A 16,920-nucleotide genomic window follows, 5' to 3' on the forward strand; every position below is an offset into this window, starting at 1 on the left:
AGTATGCTGCACGGTGTTCGAGTACATAATACCTTGACGTTTAGAGGAGCGATGTCTACAACGAGCGTAGCTGCGGCATCTATGAAGAGTGCTGAGTTGAAAGACCGCGCCACTTGCGGGCGGGGCTTGTACCAAGTACATAAGTGCTGAGTAGTTTTTTACTTACTTAGGACTCAGGACTGAGTGTGGTCAAAAAAATGATGAAGAGAGAGAGCTTATGTAGTGCAGAGGACTTACCCAAAGACTCTCTCAAACTCTAATTTTTCCGTGTTATATGTGCCTCTGTGGTTCGTTTTTCTGGTACTTATGCGTAGCACTAAATAACAACGAAATTGCTTGCCCTTAGTGAGAGTCCACTGCTGAGTTGCGCGAATTGTACCTGAGTAAAAGCGCCAGCGCTGCCATCTTGGTCAAAGAACAGTGCGCCTGTAATATCGTCGTAAATAAATCGTTGAGCGATCGCACTCGCTGCTGAACCGATGGTAAGTTTATCAGCCGAGAGTGTACCTACTGCTAAAGAGCCACCGAAACCAGCAGCCGATACTTGAATAACTTCATCAGTCGTATCGAAGTCAGCAAGAGTATCAATGCCTTCGTTATAATTACTGAAGGCAAAAGTATCAGTGCCATTTCCCCCGTATAGAGCATCATTGCCTTTCCCTCCAGTCAGGAGATCGTTGCCATTATACCCAAAGAGCACATCGCCACTATTACCCCCCACAATATTGTCGGCGTAGACTGTACCACCGATATTTAGTTCTTGAATATTCTTGTAGCTAACTTGATTTGTGCCAGTAGTAATCGAGCCTTGGTTAGTGGTTGCATTGAAAGTCGAAGTAATTCCTTTGGTAGTATAGCTACCGTAATTGACTTCTAAATAATCCGAACCTGTACCCCCATTTATCGTTTGGGTCACTAAAACAGAGGGGGCGGTAGATGGAGCAGTCAAATAGAAAGAGTCATCGCCATTTCCCCCATTTAGAGTGTTAGCACCCTTGGCTCCATAGGCGTAAAAGGTATCGTTACCATTGCCTCCATTCACAATGTTATTGCCAGACGAGTAGGAAACATCGAGGGAATCGTTACCTGCACCCCCACTAATCGTATCATTGCCAGAAGTGCCCCCATTGAGCACATCTTCGCTATTGCCCCCTAAAATATTGTCAGCGTAGGCTGTACCAGTGATATTGAATCGTTCAATATTCTTGTAGCTAATTCGACTCGTACCAGCCGTAATCGAGCCTTGGTTAGTAGTTGCATTGAAAGTGGAGGTGATTCCTTGAGTAGTATAGCTACTGTAATTGACTTCCAAATAATCCGAACCTCTACCTCCATTTACTGTCTGGGTTACTAAAATATCTGGGGCGGTATATGGAGCGCTCAAATAGAAGGAGTCATTGCCATCCTCGCCATTCAGGGTATTAGCACCATTGACTCTATATGCGTAAAATTTATCAGAGCCAGTTCCACCTGAAACAGTATTTTTGCCAAAACTATCCTGAATCGAAAATTCGTCATTTCCCGTATCCCCATAGAGGATGTTATTCCCAGAAGAAACAGAAACATCTAAATAATCATCTCCTCCGAAGCCATAGAGGCTGTCACCACCCCCGAAGCTATAAAGGCTGTCATTAGCGTTAGTACCATTGATAATTGCCATAACTTCTACCTAAATCAATTTTTCAGAAACTTGAGATATTAGCCTGCGGGTATTGCTGTTTTAAGGCAGAACAAATTAGCCGAAATTTGACACTTTCGGTATAGTTTGTGCCGAACTGAAAGCACTAATTTTTTAGTGTCATTCAGCTTTTTGGATGGCTTGTAAGCATTATTCAGCTAACCTTCTACATACGAGCATTAGTTAATTTCATTACTATAGTGTCTGTTTATTTAAGTGTCACTACTTGGAATAGCATTTTTCAATACTTCAGTTTACTTATCTACTTTTGTCTTTTTTAATATGACCATTGCCGTATTATTACTAATCTGAGAAATATTTGTAAAAGCAAGATGTACCTCGGCAACGCCAGTTAAATATGCGATCGCTACACTAAAGGCGATCGCACTCCAGCGCTACTCAATTTAAAGCTTTTAACCACCAAGTATTTTGGGGCGATCGCCTTTCTGAAATCTGACCCATGACTGTTGTAAAGCAGCAGGAGCAGGATTCTTGGCATCATAAACAACAATCACATTAGTTAGTGGGCGGCCAGCGGTGACTAAAATTTGACCGTTAGCAGCAAAAGCTTTTGATGCACCACCATCTAAATTCATCGCTTCGTGACAGCCGATCGTTTTCATCACTTGCGCTTCTTGCTGTAAGGTTAAACCACTATCGAAATTTATCAAAAATAGCTTTTTACCATCAGCAGGAAACCCGATGGCAGTTCGTTCGCCAGTACCTAAAACATGAGGATCTTTAAATCCCTCAACATCTGGCTTCAGCCAAATTTGTCCCTGTCTCAACAGTCGAGGCCCGCAGGTGATAGACAACCAATGTTGATTCCATTCCGGTTTACCATCAACCCGTGCTGTCACCATTTCCGGTTTATTGCCAACTCGCAACCCCAAAGTAGTGCCAAAATTTTCCCACTGGCTGTATTTGAGGAATCTCCCTGCCGCTACCATATTACCCATCACTGTTTTTTGGGCATTCTTGGCAAAAAAAGTACCGTTAGCAACAACAGCGGCGCGATGACGAGTCACTAGATTGTTAAATTCTTCATCACCACTAGTTTTTTGATTAGTATTAGCCAAAGTTGCATTATTCGCTAAACCAATAGTAATGAAGGTTTTGGGGTCAGTGAGGTCAATGATAGTTTGATAAAAAGAGAACCCATTTACCTTACCCCTCTTCACTTGTACAGTTTGAGCGGCTGCGGGGAGTGCCAATGTTAATCCTTGTGCTAAGACAGCACCTCCTAAAAACAAGAAAGACCGTCGGCACATTTTGGAACTTGGCATAATCAACTCTTCACTATATTGTTTTTATTAGAATGCCCAAATTTTTGGATAATTTTGCCCAGCAAACACTTGTGCAATGGGGAGTAGGGAGTAGGGACTGGGGATAAGGGAAATGACAATGACCAATGACCAATGACTAATGACTAATCATTACCGATATATTATTTTTTACAAACCATACGGCGTTCTTAGCCAGTTTACAAAAGACGCCCCCACACATAGCACCCTAAAAGATTATATTGATGTGCCTGATGTGTATCCTGTGGGACGCTTAGACTGGGATAGTGAAGGATTGCTGCTGTTAACGAACGATGGACAATTGCAACATCGCCTCGCCCATCCGCGTTTTGGACATAAACGTACTTACTGGGTACAGGTAGAGCGAATTCCAGATGCAGATGCCATCAAAAGGTTGCAAACAGGTGTGGAAATTCAAGATTACCGCACTCAACCAGCAGAAGTTAGGCTTTTACCAGAAGAACCACAGCTACCTGAACGCACCCCACCGATTCGATTTCGCAAAAATGTACCGACAGCTTGGCTAGAAATGACTTTGACAGAGGGAAAAAACCGCCAAGTACGGCGCATGACTGCGGCTGTAGGGTTTCCGACTTTGCGACTGGTCAGGGTCAGCATAGCTCACCTACAATTAGATGACCTACAATTGGGTCAATGGCGTGATCTCACTGCATCTGAATTCCAATTTCTGCATAATTTCAGTAAATCGAAAAGTTTTTCCCCAAAGGCAAATCCTTTCTAACAAGAATCGACGGCGTTGCATAAATGCGGGATGATTCAGTTTAATACAGGTATTTCCCAATACCTCAAGTAATGACTCCCGGTTCGCCCATTTTTTTGGGAGATAGAAAAAAGCCTACTCAGGAGTAAAAGATTGACCACCAAGTTGAGTGTAAATAGTAGTCGGGAACCCAAGCGAAACAAGAATACGCTGCTGTAATGGTGAAAGAGCAGTCAAATGGGCATAAACTTCATTTTTCACCTCAATCAACAGCAGCGTAATTTCTTTAAATGCCGCAAGAACAAGTTCAGCAGTGGGACGTGCAGTTTCTCGTTTAGGATTGCCAACATAAAGTCCAGCAAGCTTTTCTTGATTTTTCTCCAGATGGCGACGAACCTGAAATTCTAAAAGGGTCAACACTCGCTTTCCCATTTGAAAGTAATCGAATCAAACCAGTAACATGGTCTTCACGTTGTAAATAAATCGGTGTCAACGATAGAGGAAAGCCTTTAAGTCGGGCAAATCCTCGCTCGGTTAAATATTCATCTCTATAGGTACGAACAGCTTGCTTTAAAGAAAGTTGAGCCTGATTTTTATTGGTAACATATACTCGCCAGCCTAATAGTTGAATTTCTCGTGAAACTGCATCTTCATCGATTTTAAAATCTGGGTAGAACGAAATTTCTTCTACTGTTTGAGATGCTCGTTCGAGATATAGTCGTTTCAATTTTTGGACTCGTTTGGTTTGAATATCAATTTGAAATAAACCACTAGTCTGATAACGCTTGAGAATATCTGCTATAGCCGATTATCATTGATCAGACGAGGTGAGTCTTTTCTTGCCACAGCGAGGTATTTTTAGTTGTGCGAGAGCATCGGAGGTTTTCTGTATACGTTCACGTAAATACTTTTCTTCTGTCTGTGCAATAGCAAATGAATGTACTACTAATTGTCGCTCCTCCCAAAATATTTCTTGCTCGTTAATCTCTACTTTTTGGAGAAATTTTAGTTCAAATCCTTCCCTACGGGACGCTCCGCGAACGGCAATATCTCTAGTTTTTCCATCTGCATAGTCATAATCAATAGTAGTTAATTCTTGTTTTTCATCCCAAACAGGTTGAAGATATTCTGCTAATTGTTCTCTTGGCGCAAGCTTTGCATTTAAAGGACAAAGATAAAAATCCCCACCCAATACAATATGAGTTATCGTCCCCATTGATGCCATTTTACAGTCACCAATATATAGTAATCCTGACTGTTTTAGTATTGAACGTACTCTTTCGATTGCTGTAATATATAACGGGTCATCGGCTTTTTCTCCTGACAATATTTCCGTTGCTATTGGCATTCCTAATGGGTCTAATGTCGATAACATTATTTTGACTTCTGCCAAGTCCGGGCGGTGGTCTTTGCTGTAACCCCATTGAAATAACCCTTCGGGATTTACCCCACAGTGGCTTGAAGCAGTTGTACTATCCAAACGTACCCTTGCAGTAGACTACTTCCCAGTTCCTCCTCGAATGAGTACCAATTGCTATCACTGTCAAAGTAACGTAGTACTGCTTCTAGGCGGTCATCCGTAAGGTCGAGTTCACCTAACCCTTCTCCAACAAATGTTTTCAATGTTTCTAATCGCTTAGAAGCCCAAGTTTGGACGTGATTTAAACGGTGGTCTGCTTGCGATAAGATATGTGTTAACCAAATTACTGCTATCTGACCAAGGCTTTCACCTTGCCAATTTCCGTGTGTGGGAAAGTGCTTGTCTAGTAGCTTTTGTACTCCCATATGCTCTATTTGTGTTAGCAGTACAGGTATATCATCGACTCGTTCATTTGTAATTATGGGTTCAGTAGGCATAACATTGAACATATACCTACTGTGCGTTTTTGGGAATATCTCGCTCCCTATACTTCTGACTCCCTATTTTTCCTAACTCCTCAAAAAATGGGCTAACCGGGAGTAAATAGGCGATTAGTGTTATTAGGTGTTGCGGTCAGCCCTAGTAATAGTCAGGTACTAGGGGATAACAAGATCAGCCCTAGTAATTTAGAAAACAGCCCTAGTAAAGTTGATTTATCCCCTAGTAAAACTAGAAGCCGTGATGTGACTGACTTAGGTTAAATTCTTCTACAACGTAACCCATGACAACTCCTTTTGAACAAATGGAATTAATCTCATACAGTTCCGAATTCCAGGCTAGTTTGGAAGAATTTTTGGAAATAATGTATTCGTACAGAGGATATAAATTTGAGCCAACTGGCTTACAATCGGATATAAGGAATATTGAAAATATCTACCAAATTCAAGGGGGAAATTTCTGGATTATGAGGAAAAATGCCATAGTAATTGGAAGTATTGGATTAAAGATATTAAACAAAATAGATAAAATAGGAGAGATTAAAAGGTACTTTGTTTTACCTTCATATCAGGGTAAAGGAATAGGTACATTATTAATGGAACATTTATTATTGAATGCCAACAAAAACGAATTACATATATTAAGATTGGATACGATGAGAAAATCTATTGTAGCCAGAAATATTTTTGAAAAATATGGATTTAAAGAAATTAATAAATATAATGACAATGAAATAGCCGAAATATTTATGGAACTCAAATTAAAAACTCCCGGTTCGCCCATTTTTTGAGGAGTTAGGAAAAATAGGGAGTCAGAAGTATAGGGAGCGAGATATTCCCAAAAACGCACAGTAGGTATATGTTCAATGTTATGCCTATTTGACTGCTCTTTCACTATTACAGCAGCGTATTGTTGTTTCGCTTGGGTTCCCGACTACTATTTACACTCAACTTGGTGGTCAATCTTTTACTCCTGAGTAGGCTTTTTTCTATCTCCCAAAAAAATGGGCGAACCGGGAGTAATGAAGTAATAATCGAATTGAATATTTTTTGTAGTTCAATTACCTGAACGTTGCTGTAAGTGATGAATTGCTGCTTTCAAGGAATGATATTCTCGTGGCGTAATCTCTCGAAGAGATCAAGGAAGGACAACAGCGTTTTTTGATAATCGAGAAATCCAAGGGCCCTGCTCTTCGACATATCGTGAAGGCATTCGATTTCTCGACCCAAATCTGCATCGGTATGCCACCAAGAGGAAAGTTGGGTCAACAAATGCGGCTTGAGACCGTGTTGAGCAACAATACCATCCCACACTGGTTCAGCCTCTCTCATCTGCTTAGCCAAAGGAGTCGCATACCCTGGGTAAGGTGCGGCCTCGATGCCAAAGAATGCCGCGAGCTCTGGCCACAGCCAGCGCCAGCGGAAGATATCACCATTGACGATGTTGAAAGCCTGGTTGGCGGCTTCAGGCGTAATCGAAGCCCACTCAAGATGCCGTGCGAGCAGATGTGCGTCAGTGACATCAACCAAGCCGTTGTACTGCTGGGGCGAGCCGGGGAAGAGAAAGGGGCGTCCGGTTTCGCGGCAGATAGTCGCGTACACTGAGAGTGTGACGCCCATATTCATCGCGTTGCCGAGTGCGTAGCCAATGATCGTTGATGGCCTGTGAACACTCCACTCGAAGCCTCGCTGCGCGGCCTTTTCAAACAGAATGTCTTCCTGCACATAGTAGAAGTTCAGACCGGGGACGCGAGGCTGCTCCTCCCGGAACGGCGTGTCCAACGTGCTTTGTCCATAGGCCTCGAACGAGCCTAGATAGTTCTTCCCGCCGGTCACAAGGGCAACGTGAGTAAGCCTGGGTGCCGCATCCAGCGCCTCAAGCAGGTTGCGAAGCATCGCACCGTTGACATCGCAGTTCTCTTGCTCGGTAGTCTGGCGGGACCAGGTACAGAAAAAAACGTGCGTCACATCGATTCCTGCCAGCGCCGACTTCAGTTCGTCACGGTCGAGCAGATTTGCCGAAACGGGAAGGATTCCTTGCTCTGTCGATGGGTTGCGGGCTAGCCCGTACACCGTCCAATCGCTCGTCTTTACAAGGTGGTCGGAAAGGTTCTTGCCCACAATGCCTGTCGAACCTGCGACAAGCGCAATCTGTCTCGTGCTCATCAAGATCATCCTTTCTACTCTAACTGTCAGTTTCAATAGTGCCACAGGTTGAAAATAAATAAGTATGTATGTATGTATATATTAATATCAGTACTAGTTGTACCACTATCACGTCTACGGCAAGTGATAGATGATTTTAGATCAAAGTGCGATGCCCCTTGGCAACCACTTCGTTTTACGGAAAGAAATTTCTAAACTAGAGGAAAAAGCACTCGTTAAGCCTGTAAGCAGTGCATGGGATTGTTATCATGGAAAGATGTTTAACGACAGCAATAACTCCCAAGCTAACCAAGGTAGTGTTCTCTACAGACATGGCGACGTTCTGATCAGACGTATTGCTACCTTACCTGTAGCTGCTCAAAGGCGCATAGGTGCTACTCTGGCTCATGGTGAAATCACAGGACACAGCCATCGCATTCAGCAACCCAATGCTGTTCAGTTGTGGGTGCATGGTAATGAACTTTTTCTTGAGGTTAAAGAACCAAGTGCCACTTTAGTTCATGAAGAACATCGGGCGATTGAATTACCCCAAGGGCTTTACCGCGTCTGGAAACAACGTGAATATCGCCCTGATTCTTACGTGGAGGTGATGGACTAATGCTCAAGATCATGTCGCAGGGACGTGTACCAAATAAACAAGTTTTGCAGCGCCCAAAGGAAAGCCACGAGCCTGTATCGGCTGAAAGTGCTAGAAAACTCATCCTTGAGCATCGCGCTTGGGATGGTATGCGCGTTTTAGGTCATCTGGATTTAAGCGGTGCGTTGAATATTTACAATTTACCTGAAAATCTAACTTGTGAAAGTATTGATATCAGCGATTGTGTAAACCTTACTACCCTTCCCAAAGGACTGCACGTCACTTATTGGATCGAATTGGCCGGAAGTGGGATTACTAGTCTATCTGCGGGGCATGGTTTTGTCTTGCGCTGGCGAGGCGTGCAGGTGAACGATAAGATTGCCTTTGAATCCCAATCTATGAATGGGCAGGATATCCTCAATATAGAGAATGTTGAGTTGCGCCGCGTGCTGATTGAACGTTTGGGATACGAGACATTTTTGCAACAAGTGGGAGGATTGATCCGCGATCGCGATCGCGATGCTGGTGGAGAACGTCAACTAGTCTACATTCCTTTTGAGGATGATGAGCCACTTATGGTCTTGAAAGTCATTTGTCCATCTACAGGACATATTCATATCCTGCGCGTTCCCCCGCACATGCAAAGTTGCCATCAAGCAGCCGCCTGGATTGCAGGCTTTAATAATCCAGATGACTATAACCCTGCGATCGAGGCGTAAGAACCTAAGTTATTCTAGTAATTTCATCTGACTTTTTGTTGCAATTTACCCAGCAGTAGCCATACCGTGAACGAACTAGGGTATGGACAAGCTACTCAACACACAGTTGTGTTTGAGGACTTGAAAACATGGTTCAAATGTTAGCAGGGCTTGCTTTTTGAGGTTACGTCGTGATATTTTCTATTCTACATTCTCTCAAATATTTTAAATCGATATAGGTATCGTATTTTTTTAATAAGCATTGGGGACACCCTTTATGAGTGTCCCTATCTAGAAAATCAACATGAATTCTAGATCAATCCAAAATTACTTGCTATTGCCGTTAGCACCATTACCATTGCTGTGAATGACACGTTCAGCGAGTTTTTCCGGCACTTCTTGGAGATGGTCGTATTCCCAGTGGAAGGAACCAACGCCGAGAGTGAGCGATCGCAGCTCTACAATAAAATTTTGCATCTCTGCTTGTGGCAAGTATGCAGAGACATTATCCCAGCCTTGCCAGTCGTTTCTCCCCTCATAGCCTAAAATTTGCCCCCGTCTACCACTCAATAGTTGCAGCACTTTGGAGGTAAATTCACTCGGTGTGGTAACATCCACCCGCAGAATTGGTTCTAACAGGGTAGGTTCCGCTTGGGGTATCCCCGTTTGCATTGCCAATCGGGCAGCTTGTTTAAAAGCTTGTTCGGAACTGTCAACGTTGTGATAGGAACCATTAGTCAGAGTTACCGCCAAATCCACTATTGGGAAGCCCAAAGGCCCGTGTGTGAGAAATTCCCGCACGCCCATTTCTACGCCAGGAATGTACTGTTTCGGAACCACGCCACCGACAATGGTTTCATTAAAGTTGAAACCTGTACCGCGTGGTAAAGGCTTGATTTCGAGAAAAACATCACCAAACTGTCCGTGACCACCGCTTTGGTGTTTGTAGCGCCCATGAACTGAAGCCACTGTTTTGCGGATGGTTTCTTTGTAAGGCACTTGCGGCAAGTGGGTTGTCATTGGCAAGTTATATTTGCGGCGCAGTCTGTCTAGGGTGACTTGCAAATGAATCTCGCCTTGACCCCAAAGGATTACTTCGTGAGTATCGCCGTGTTGTTCCCAAGCAAGTGAGCAGTCTTCTTCTAACAACTTGGTAATAGCACCGCTGAGTTTAACTTCATCGTTGCGCTTTTCTGGTGTAATGGCGAGGGCATATACAGGTTCCAACTGTGCAACTCTGGGTAATTCTATTGCCGACTGCTGTTCTATAGAGATTGTATCCCCTGTTTTGATTCCTTCTAAACGGCTCAATGCGACAATTTCACCCGCACCAACTTCATTAACGAACTGCTGCTGTTGTCCCATGAGGCGGTAAATTCCACCAGTGCGAATGCTATTGAGGACAATGCCATCAGTTAATTTGCCTCGCCAAACACGCACGAGAGAGAGTTTGCCACCTTGGGGAGTGTAATAAGTTTTTAATACCTGCGCTAGAGGTGTATCACCTTTGATGTTTTTTAAACGACGTTCTGCTGTGGTTTCTGGTTCGGGGGCTTCTCGTAACAAGGCTTCTAATAGAGGTCTAACACCATAATCTTGTTCTGCCACACCAAAGAAAACGGGCACTACCAAATCTGCCCCTAATTCCATTTTTAAATCTTTGAGGATTTCCTCTTGGGGTGGCTCAATGTCTTCTAAAAGTTCTTCGAGTAAATGGTCGTCAAAATTTGCTAAGGCTTCGAGCATTTCTGCCCGCGCTGTATGTTCTTCTGCTTTTAAACTTTCGGGGAAGGGAATGGGGTCGGCAGGTGCGCCTGGATGATATTTATATGCCTGTTCGCTCACCATATCAATAAAGCCGGTGAGTTGTTCCCCATTCATGATGGGATATTGATGCGCTACTAGGGGACGGCTAGATACTGCTTTCAGGGCGTGTAACGTTTCCAAAACGTGAATATTTGCCCGATCCATTTTGTTGACGAAGACGAGGTGGGGAATTTCCCAATCGTCGAGGAATTTAAATAGAGGCGCTAGGGTAAGGACTCGCTCGCGGATGGGTTCGCAAACTACAATTGCCGCATCCACTCCGATTAAAGCATTGTACGTTTCTTGGGCAAATTCTACACTTCCCGGACAATCAATAAAAGTGAAGCGAATGCCGTTATACTCAGTGCTAGCAGCGCTAACTTCTACACTCATGTGGCGATCGCGCGACTCGGCAGCACTATCTCCCACTGTATTGCTGTCCTTAACATTGCCTTTGCGAGAAATTGCCCCTGTGACAAATAACAAGCTTTCTAGTAAAGTGGTTTTTCCACTTAAATAAGGCCCGACAATTGCAACATTGCGCGAACCCGATTTTACTTTTTCGTTCATAAAACCTCCCTTGCGGTAATTTATTATTAACCGCATGATTCTGTATGTATCAAGGGATAAAAAAATGGTTCTCTGGAGTCAAAATTACCCCTTCTTTAATTTGTTATTATGCTCCTTTTAATCGGAAGTTAAAAAAATTGTAGTCTGTCGTAAGATTTAGCTTAAGAAAAGTTAACTATCACAAACTTTTATGCCGAATTAAAAATTTTTGTAAAAAACTTTTTATGAAGTAAATTTAACTGAAAGTGTTGCGAGTCAGAAAATCAATGGGAAAATCATTCTTTAAATATCGCATAGCAGGGCTAGTAAGTTTGATGCTGGTTGTGAATATTTCCTCCCCTTCTCTTTCTCTATCTCCTCCTGTCGCCTCAAAGCTGGCACAATCTAATTCTAAAACTGCCATAGACTGGTTAAACCAAGGCTTACAGGCAATTCAGGTAGGAAGAGTACAAGATGCGATCGCAGCCTTTAAACAAGCAACCAAACTAGATCCGGCATTAGCACCAGCGTACTATAATCTTGGGCTAGCATTCCGACAAACGGGACAATTACAACCCTCTGCGGATGCATTTTATCGAGCGACGCAAGCCGATCCTAAATTTGCTCCAGCTTTTGCTAATTTAGGCGGTGCATTATTAGAAGGCAATAATTTAAAGTTAGCTAACGATTATTTGCAACGATCCTTAGAACTTGATCCTAAACTAGGATTTGCCCACTATAACTTGGGGTTGCTACGAGAACAGCAACGAGATTGTGAGCGAGCGATCGCATCTTTTAAAAAAGCCATAGAATATAGCAAAAATGCACCAGAACCTTCTTACCACATGGGGATGTGTTATCTCCACCAAGGTAAACTCGATCAAGCAAGAGGTGCTTTTAATCAGGCAGTAAAAATTAATCCCAAGTATCCAGAAGCTTACTACAATCTCGGTTCAATTTGGTTTAGCCAAAGCAAATTACAAGAGGCATTAGAGGCTTTTAGAAAATCGGCCGAAGCTAACTCTAACTATCCCAATGCTTATTATGGTGCTGGTTTAGTTTTTATGCAGTTACAGCAATATGGAGATGCAGTACAAGTATTGCAATTTGCTAAAGATTTATACAATGCTCAAAAAAATCCCCAGTGGGCGAAAAACGCCGAGCAATTGTTACAACAAGCACAAAATTTAAATTACCAACCTCGCTGAGGCGAAAAAACTTAATATTGCATAACATAAAACTATTGGGTTGACTCGCTGGTGTTGTCTGAACTAGTCCAGATTGGAATAAAACGTACATGCAAAAGCGCCTGAAGAGTCGATTTTTATTTAGCGATCGCTGGCTCGATCGGCAATCAATTGTTCGCAACATGGAAGCCTTTCAAGACTTAATTGTGATTGTTTTGTGTTTGGGTTTGTTCGCCGTTATGCTAATCCAATTGTGGGGGATAGCTATCGCCCTCACGCAGCCACTAGACTATAAACATGTGACTGCAAAAATACTATTTGTGTTGATTCTAGTCGAGTTATTTCGACTATTAATGGTCTATTTGCAAGAACATAGTATCTCTGTGGGAGTAGCCGTTGAGGTCACAATTGTATCTCTACTGCGAGAGGTAGTAGTTCACGGAGCGCTGGAAATTTCTTGGGTTAATACGCTCGCAATTTGTGGTTTGTTGTTTGTTTTGGGTGGACTACTCGTGGTATGTGCTAAGACACCACACATGGATTGTATGAGCGCTAACACTAAGTTTTGTCCGGTTGTGTATAGGGGAGGTAGAGAACGGCAAAACGAGTTGGAATTACAGTATTCACGTCAATGTGATGAGAATCAACCGCTTGGATAAATTGTTATGAAAATGGGGAGTGGAGAGTGGAGAGTGGGAAAAAGTATTTTCCTACTCTCCACTCTTTTGTTTGGGGCCAGATCAGAAACTTAGATGCATTTAAAATCTAAAATGGTATAACGTATAACCTACTCTTGCAAGGTACTTCCGACGTATTGAAATATACTCTTTTTGGGAGATGAATCGCTCTTTAAGGGTGAGTATAAAGTTAATTAGAAATCCTGAAAAGAGGTTCAAGCAATGGCTATAAATACAGGTAACGGACAGTCTCAAGAACCGATTAGCAACTTAGAGTACGATTTTGTCACCGTGTTGCACAATAAGGCTGAAGCCGTTAAAGCTTACGATATTTACATCAAAGATGCACAACAAGTAGGTTCTCAGCCTTGTGTAGAGTTATTCCAGAAACTGCGCCAATCTGACCTTGAGCAAGTACAAGAGGTTCGGCGGCATCTACAAGAAGTAATGCAACAGGGTAAGATGTAACGCAGGTTTTAAGTGCATAGGCGTAGCCTACGCACTTGCTGATTAAATTAGATGCAAGTAGAGTCTAAATATCAGCCAGACTAATTCTGGGCTGCTTGCTGTACTTGTGCCACCGTTAAATCAAGAGCCACAGCTACTTGTTCCACACTCAATCCCAATGCTAACAGCCGGGGAATAGCTTCTAACTTAGCTTCTTGCCGACCTTCTTGCCGACCTTCTTGCCGACCTTCCTCTAAACCGTCTTCCTTGATTGATTGATACATCCTTGTTTTTTTGAATTCGTCGTCTATACCCAACATTTCTGCTAACTCCTCTCGGCTTAACCTGGTAAATTTGTACAACAGAATAGTCTCTATCAATTCTACAATTTGCTTGGTGGTAGCTTCATTTGCCAGTTGTTGCCTTGCCTGTAAAATCAATTCTCTACCTTTGTCAATGGCTGTCTCTTCCCTTTCGATAATTAATTTAACGATCGCAACTTGAAGTGAGTTCTCCCCCGTATCTAATTCATCTAGATAAATGCGTTGCACTTGTTGGCTGTTAAGTAGTAACTGATACGGCTGTTGATCGTCCGGATCTAAACTTCGTTGGGGATAGATAACGACAGCACGCCAAAAATTGACGGATTCATTTTGACGTAAGTAAAGAAAAATTTCGGCAAAGAAGCGTCTATAAAAAGTCGAGTCTAATTGAAACTGGACTTCAACAAAGTAGAGTGGTTGATTTGTAGTTTCACTTGTGGGGATGAATACCCCATCAATCCTAAAAGCAGTTTCTTTTAGTTCCACTGAAACAAATTGATATGCGTTGACATTGACAGTCTGATCGCCAATTATTGCAAAAAATATGCTAGGGAAAGCTTGAAATAAGCTATAAAATATTTTGTCAGTTTGCACCTGGATTTTATAAAAGCAAAAACTAGATATTGAAAGTCTATCAAAAATAGTGTAACCGCATCTGTATCACTATAAAAAAAGCAGATGGGAATAACCATCTGCTTTAATAAAAGATTCATTCTTTAATTTACATAGATACCAACTGATTAACTGGAGCAATCCCAGCCAAATCTAAAATTGGCGCGATCGCATCTTCGCGCTTCACCGCCATCATGTGTACACCCTGACATAATTGCCGCGCTATCTGCACTTGCTCGGCAGCAATTTTTATCCCTTCCTCAAAAGGGTCTTTGGCTTTTGCCAATCTATCAATAATATGTTGGGGAATATCTACACCCGGAACACATCTATTAATAAACTGAGCATTTTTTGCCGATTTCAACAGAAATATTCCTGCCAAAATCGGTTTTTTATAGCCAGCGGCGATGGAATCCATAAACTTTTCTAGCCGCTCAAAATCAGTAATCAACTGACTTTGAAAAAACTGCGCTCCGGCTTCAATTTTGCGTTCAAATCGACTTTGCAAACCCGACCAACTTTTACATTGCGGATCTACTGCTGCACCAACAAATAAATCTAATGCTCCATCAGTCAAGGGTTTCTCGTTGCTATCAACGCCTTGATTCATCTTCCGAATCAGTTGCAGTAGTCGCACAGCTTCCAAGTCAAAAACTGCTTTGGCATCTGGATGATCGCCTGCTTTTACTGGGTCGCCAGTCAAAGCTAAAATATTACGAATGCCTAAAGCATGAGCGCCCATCAAATCAGCTTGTAAACCGATGCGGTTGCGATCGCGGCAAGCAATTTGACAAATCGGTTCTATGCCGTTTTGTGACAAAATCACCGACGCCATTAACGAAGACATCCTTAACACAGCACGGCTACCATCAGTAACATTGACAGCATGAACCCTCCCCTTAAGAGTCGCCGCCATTTGAATCATGTGCGCTGGATCTCCCCCTTTCGGCGGTGCTACCTCGGCGGTAACTAGAAATTCACCTGCTTGTACAGCTCTACGAAAGTCATTTAAGCCTGTGGGGCTGTGGGTGTGACGCATAACATTAAGGTTTCAATTTCTTAAATGGTATAACAAATCACACCTAAAGGTGAAAACTTATAGAGGAAGAGAGTAGCCTAAAGCAGCTTTGACTTGTGATAAAGTTTGATTTGCGATCGCTCTAGCTTTTTCCCCTCCATCCCGCAACACAGACTCCAAATAGCTTTTATCGGCCGTTATCGAGTGATATTTTTCTTGAATTGGTTTTAGAGACTCAATAATTGTGTCTGTCAATAATGGCTTGAATTGTCCCCAGCCCATATCCTGACACTCAACTGCTACATCTTCCTTTCTCTTTCCAGAAAGCAATGTATACAGCATTAACAAATTATTACACTCTGGACGCGCTGGATCGTCGAAAGTCAGCCCACGAATCGGATCAGTTTTACAACGCTTAATCTTGTATTGAATCTGTTCTGGTGAATCTAGCAAACTGATTCGGCTTAATTCGGAAGGATCGGACTTTGACATTTTGCGTGTACCGTCAGCCAAACTCATCACCCTTGCCCCTTCCTTAAGAATTAAAGGGTCTGGTAACTTCAGAACAGGTTGATCCGGTTTCCCAAATTGGTGATTTAACCGAGCCGCAATATCCCGTGTCAATTCCAAGTGTTGCTTTTGGTCTTCACCCACTGGCACTTTATCGGCTTGGTAAAGCAAAATATCAGCTGCCATCAACACAGGATAATCTAATAAACCTGCACTCACATTTTCTCCTTGCCTGACAGCCTTTTCCTTAAACTGGATCATATCTTGCAGCCAGTTTAGAGGTGTAATGCAGTTGAGCAACCAGGTGAGTTCACTGTGGGCCGAAACGTGGGATTGTACAAAGATAGTGGAGTGATTTAAATCAAGACCACAAGCTAAATAGAGAGCAGCAAGAGTGTAGGTATCAGCTGCCAACTGTTTTGGGTCGTGTGGCACTGTAATCGCGTGCAAATCAGCCACAAAAAGGTAATTTTCGTATTCGCTCTGACCTTCTACCCAGTTGCGAATGGCTCCCAAGTAGTTACCTAGATGGTAATTGCCGGTTGGTTGAACTCCAGAAAGAACACGTTGCTTGCCCATAAATTCCAACTTAGTTATCTCAAATCCGCGTTATGTAAAGTGGCGATGTCTGGCGACAAGTCGCTTGCGCCTACGCAAAACTCATTTAATTTTGACATTTTCCAGGTCAACTCGCCGTTACGGGATTAGAGATTATGAACTAGTTTGATATAAATAGACCACCATAAGCGATCGCTTCCCCTAAATTCCCGACTTCTTGAAGAAGTCGGGG

17 protein-coding genes are annotated in these 16,920 nt (G+C 42.8%); 7 read left to right on the plus strand and 10 right to left on the minus strand.

What is annotated here, in order from left to right; translation table 11 throughout:
- Positions 1-316 precede the first annotated feature (316 nt).
- Together HWQ44_RS09685 and HWQ44_RS09690 are read right to left on the minus strand one after the other, a co-directional pair.
- Positions 317-1,660, minus strand: coding sequence for a calcium-binding protein (locus HWQ44_RS09685; RefSeq protein WP_292717961.1), 1,344 nt, complete (start codon positions 1,658-1,660; stop codon positions 317-319).
- A 431-nt stretch (positions 1,661-2,091) separates the two neighbouring features.
- Positions 2,092-2,964 carry a phosphodiester glycosidase family protein gene (locus HWQ44_RS09690; protein WP_292717963.1) on the minus strand — a complete coding sequence of 291 codons (873 nt, stop codon included), beginning with the start codon at positions 2,962-2,964 and terminating at the stop codon, positions 2,092-2,094.
- A 139-nt stretch (positions 2,965-3,103) separates the two neighbouring features.
- Between HWQ44_RS09690 and HWQ44_RS09695 the strand changes: the two genes are divergently transcribed.
- Entirely contained in the window at positions 3,104-3,724 is a 621-nt protein-coding gene (locus HWQ44_RS09695; protein ID WP_292717965.1) for an rRNA large subunit pseudouridine synthase E, read from the plus strand.
- 313 nt (positions 3,725-4,037) lie between these two features.
- On the opposite strand, the gene HWQ44_RS09700 is transcribed toward HWQ44_RS09695, so the two are convergent.
- The 3 genes from HWQ44_RS09700 to HWQ44_RS09710 form a co-directional block, all read right to left on the minus strand.
- Positions 4,038-4,430, minus strand: coding sequence for a hypothetical protein (locus tag HWQ44_RS09700; protein WP_292717967.1), 393 nt, complete (start codon positions 4,428-4,430; stop codon positions 4,038-4,040).
- Positions 4,431-4,514: 84 nt separating this feature from the next.
- Positions 4,515-5,078, minus strand: coding sequence for a hypothetical protein (locus HWQ44_RS09705; RefSeq protein WP_292717969.1), 564 nt, complete (start codon positions 5,076-5,078; stop codon positions 4,515-4,517).
- Positions 5,079-5,146: 68 nt separating this feature from the next.
- Positions 5,147-5,560 (minus strand): hypothetical protein, encoded by a 414-nt coding sequence (locus HWQ44_RS09710; protein WP_292717971.1) that lies wholly within the window; start codon positions 5,558-5,560, stop codon positions 5,147-5,149.
- 284 nt (positions 5,561-5,844) lie between these two features.
- Between HWQ44_RS09710 and HWQ44_RS09715 the strand changes: the two genes are divergently transcribed.
- The gene (locus HWQ44_RS09715; RefSeq protein ID WP_292717973.1) at positions 5,845-6,351 is read left to right on the plus strand and encodes a GNAT family N-acetyltransferase; all 507 of its coding nucleotides are present in this window, start codon (positions 5,845-5,847) and stop codon (positions 6,349-6,351) included.
- A 307-nt stretch (positions 6,352-6,658) separates the two neighbouring features.
- Here HWQ44_RS09715 and HWQ44_RS09720 read toward each other — a convergent pair whose 3' ends face one another.
- Positions 6,659-7,726 (minus strand): SDR family oxidoreductase, encoded by a 1,068-nt coding sequence (locus HWQ44_RS09720; protein ID WP_292717975.1) that lies wholly within the window; start codon positions 7,724-7,726, stop codon positions 6,659-6,661.
- A gap of 130 nt (positions 7,727-7,856) precedes the next feature.
- On the opposite strand from HWQ44_RS09720, the gene HWQ44_RS09725 reads away from it, so the two are divergent.
- Together HWQ44_RS09725 and HWQ44_RS09730 are read left to right on the plus strand one after the other, a co-directional pair.
- Positions 7,857-8,324 (plus strand): hypothetical protein, encoded by a 468-nt coding sequence (locus HWQ44_RS09725; RefSeq protein WP_292717977.1) that lies wholly within the window; start codon positions 7,857-7,859, stop codon positions 8,322-8,324.
- Positions 8,324-9,022: a DUF6745 domain-containing protein gene (locus HWQ44_RS09730; protein WP_292717979.1), complete on the plus strand. Its 699-nt coding sequence runs from the start codon at positions 8,324-8,326 to the stop codon at positions 9,020-9,022. The genes HWQ44_RS09725 and HWQ44_RS09730 overlap by 1 nt, the downstream gene beginning before the upstream one ends.
- 306 nt (positions 9,023-9,328) lie before the next feature.
- On the opposite strand, the gene HWQ44_RS09735 is transcribed toward HWQ44_RS09730, so the two are convergent.
- Positions 9,329-11,377 (minus strand): elongation factor G, encoded by a 2,049-nt coding sequence (locus HWQ44_RS09735; RefSeq protein WP_292717981.1) that lies wholly within the window; start codon positions 11,375-11,377, stop codon positions 9,329-9,331.
- A 266-nt stretch (positions 11,378-11,643) separates the two neighbouring features.
- On the opposite strand from HWQ44_RS09735, the gene HWQ44_RS09740 reads away from it, so the two are divergent.
- From HWQ44_RS09740 to HWQ44_RS09750, 3 genes are all read left to right on the plus strand, one after another.
- The gene (locus tag HWQ44_RS09740; RefSeq protein WP_292717983.1) at positions 11,644-12,564 is read left to right on the plus strand and encodes a tetratricopeptide repeat protein; all 921 of its coding nucleotides are present in this window, start codon (positions 11,644-11,646) and stop codon (positions 12,562-12,564) included.
- A gap of 89 nt (positions 12,565-12,653) precedes the next feature.
- Entirely contained in the window at positions 12,654-13,202 is a 549-nt protein-coding gene (locus tag HWQ44_RS09745; protein WP_292717985.1) for a phosphate-starvation-inducible PsiE family protein, read from the plus strand.
- Between the two features lie 240 nt (positions 13,203-13,442).
- Positions 13,443-13,688 carry a hypothetical protein gene (locus HWQ44_RS09750; protein ID WP_292717987.1) on the plus strand — a complete coding sequence of 82 codons (246 nt, stop codon included), beginning with the start codon at positions 13,443-13,445 and terminating at the stop codon, positions 13,686-13,688.
- A gap of 80 nt (positions 13,689-13,768) precedes the next feature.
- On the opposite strand, the gene HWQ44_RS09755 is transcribed toward HWQ44_RS09750, so the two are convergent.
- From HWQ44_RS09755 to trpS, 3 genes are all read right to left on the minus strand, one after another.
- On the minus strand, positions 13,769-14,584 hold the full coding sequence (locus HWQ44_RS09755) for an Rpn family recombination-promoting nuclease/putative transposase (RefSeq protein ID WP_292717989.1): 816 nt from the start codon (positions 14,582-14,584) through the stop codon (positions 13,769-13,771).
- Between the two features lie 127 nt (positions 14,585-14,711).
- Positions 14,712-15,641 (minus strand): methylenetetrahydrofolate reductase, encoded by a 930-nt coding sequence (locus HWQ44_RS09760; protein ID WP_292717991.1) that lies wholly within the window; start codon positions 15,639-15,641, stop codon positions 14,712-14,714.
- Positions 15,642-15,698: 57 nt separating this feature from the next.
- The gene (trpS, locus tag HWQ44_RS09765) at positions 15,699-16,709 is read right to left on the minus strand and encodes a tryptophan--tRNA ligase (protein ID WP_292717993.1); all 1,011 of its coding nucleotides are present in this window, start codon (positions 16,707-16,709) and stop codon (positions 15,699-15,701) included.
- Positions 16,710-16,920: the final 211 nt, after the last annotated feature.

This window comes from Nostoc sp. JL34 (assembly GCF_017114945.1).
GTDB lineage: Bacteria > Cyanobacteriota > Cyanobacteriia > Cyanobacteriales > Nostocaceae > Nostoc.

Coding starts and splice junctions, on each gene's coding strand:
- HWQ44_RS09720 (WP_292717975.1), bottom strand. CDS start 7,726: ATGAGCACGAGACAGATTGCGCTTGTCGCAGGTTCGACAGGCATTGTG.
- HWQ44_RS09725 (WP_292717977.1), top strand. CDS start 7,857: ATGATTTTAGATCAAAGTGCGATGCCCCTTGGCAACCACTTCGTTTTA.
- HWQ44_RS09750 (WP_292717987.1), top strand. CDS start 13,443: ATGGCTATAAATACAGGTAACGGACAGTCTCAAGAACCGATTAGCAAC.
- HWQ44_RS09735 (WP_292717981.1), bottom strand. CDS start 11,377: ATGAACGAAAAAGTAAAATCGGGTTCGCGCAATGTTGCAATTGTCGGG.
- trpS (WP_292717993.1), bottom strand. CDS start 16,709: ATGGGCAAGCAACGTGTTCTTTCTGGAGTTCAACCAACCGGCAATTAC.
- HWQ44_RS09690 (WP_292717963.1), bottom strand. CDS start 2,964: ATGCCAAGTTCCAAAATGTGCCGACGGTCTTTCTTGTTTTTAGGAGGT.
- HWQ44_RS09705 (WP_292717969.1), bottom strand. CDS start 5,078: ATGTTATCGACATTAGACCCATTAGGAATGCCAATAGCAACGGAAATA.
- HWQ44_RS09730 (WP_292717979.1), top strand. CDS start 8,324: ATGCTCAAGATCATGTCGCAGGGACGTGTACCAAATAAACAAGTTTTG.
- HWQ44_RS09745 (WP_292717985.1), top strand. CDS start 12,654: ATGCAAAAGCGCCTGAAGAGTCGATTTTTATTTAGCGATCGCTGGCTC.
- HWQ44_RS09715 (WP_292717973.1), top strand. CDS start 5,845: ATGACAACTCCTTTTGAACAAATGGAATTAATCTCATACAGTTCCGAA.
- HWQ44_RS09710 (WP_292717971.1), bottom strand. CDS start 5,560: ATGCCTACTGAACCCATAATTACAAATGAACGAGTCGATGATATACCT.
- HWQ44_RS09685 (WP_292717961.1), bottom strand. CDS start 1,660: ATGGCAATTATCAATGGTACTAACGCTAATGACAGCCTTTATAGCTTC.
- HWQ44_RS09760 (WP_292717991.1), bottom strand. CDS start 15,641: ATGCGTCACACCCACAGCCCCACAGGCTTAAATGACTTTCGTAGAGCT.
- HWQ44_RS09740 (WP_292717983.1), top strand. CDS start 11,644: ATGGGAAAATCATTCTTTAAATATCGCATAGCAGGGCTAGTAAGTTTG.
- HWQ44_RS09695 (WP_292717965.1), top strand. CDS start 3,104: ATGACTAATCATTACCGATATATTATTTTTTACAAACCATACGGCGTT.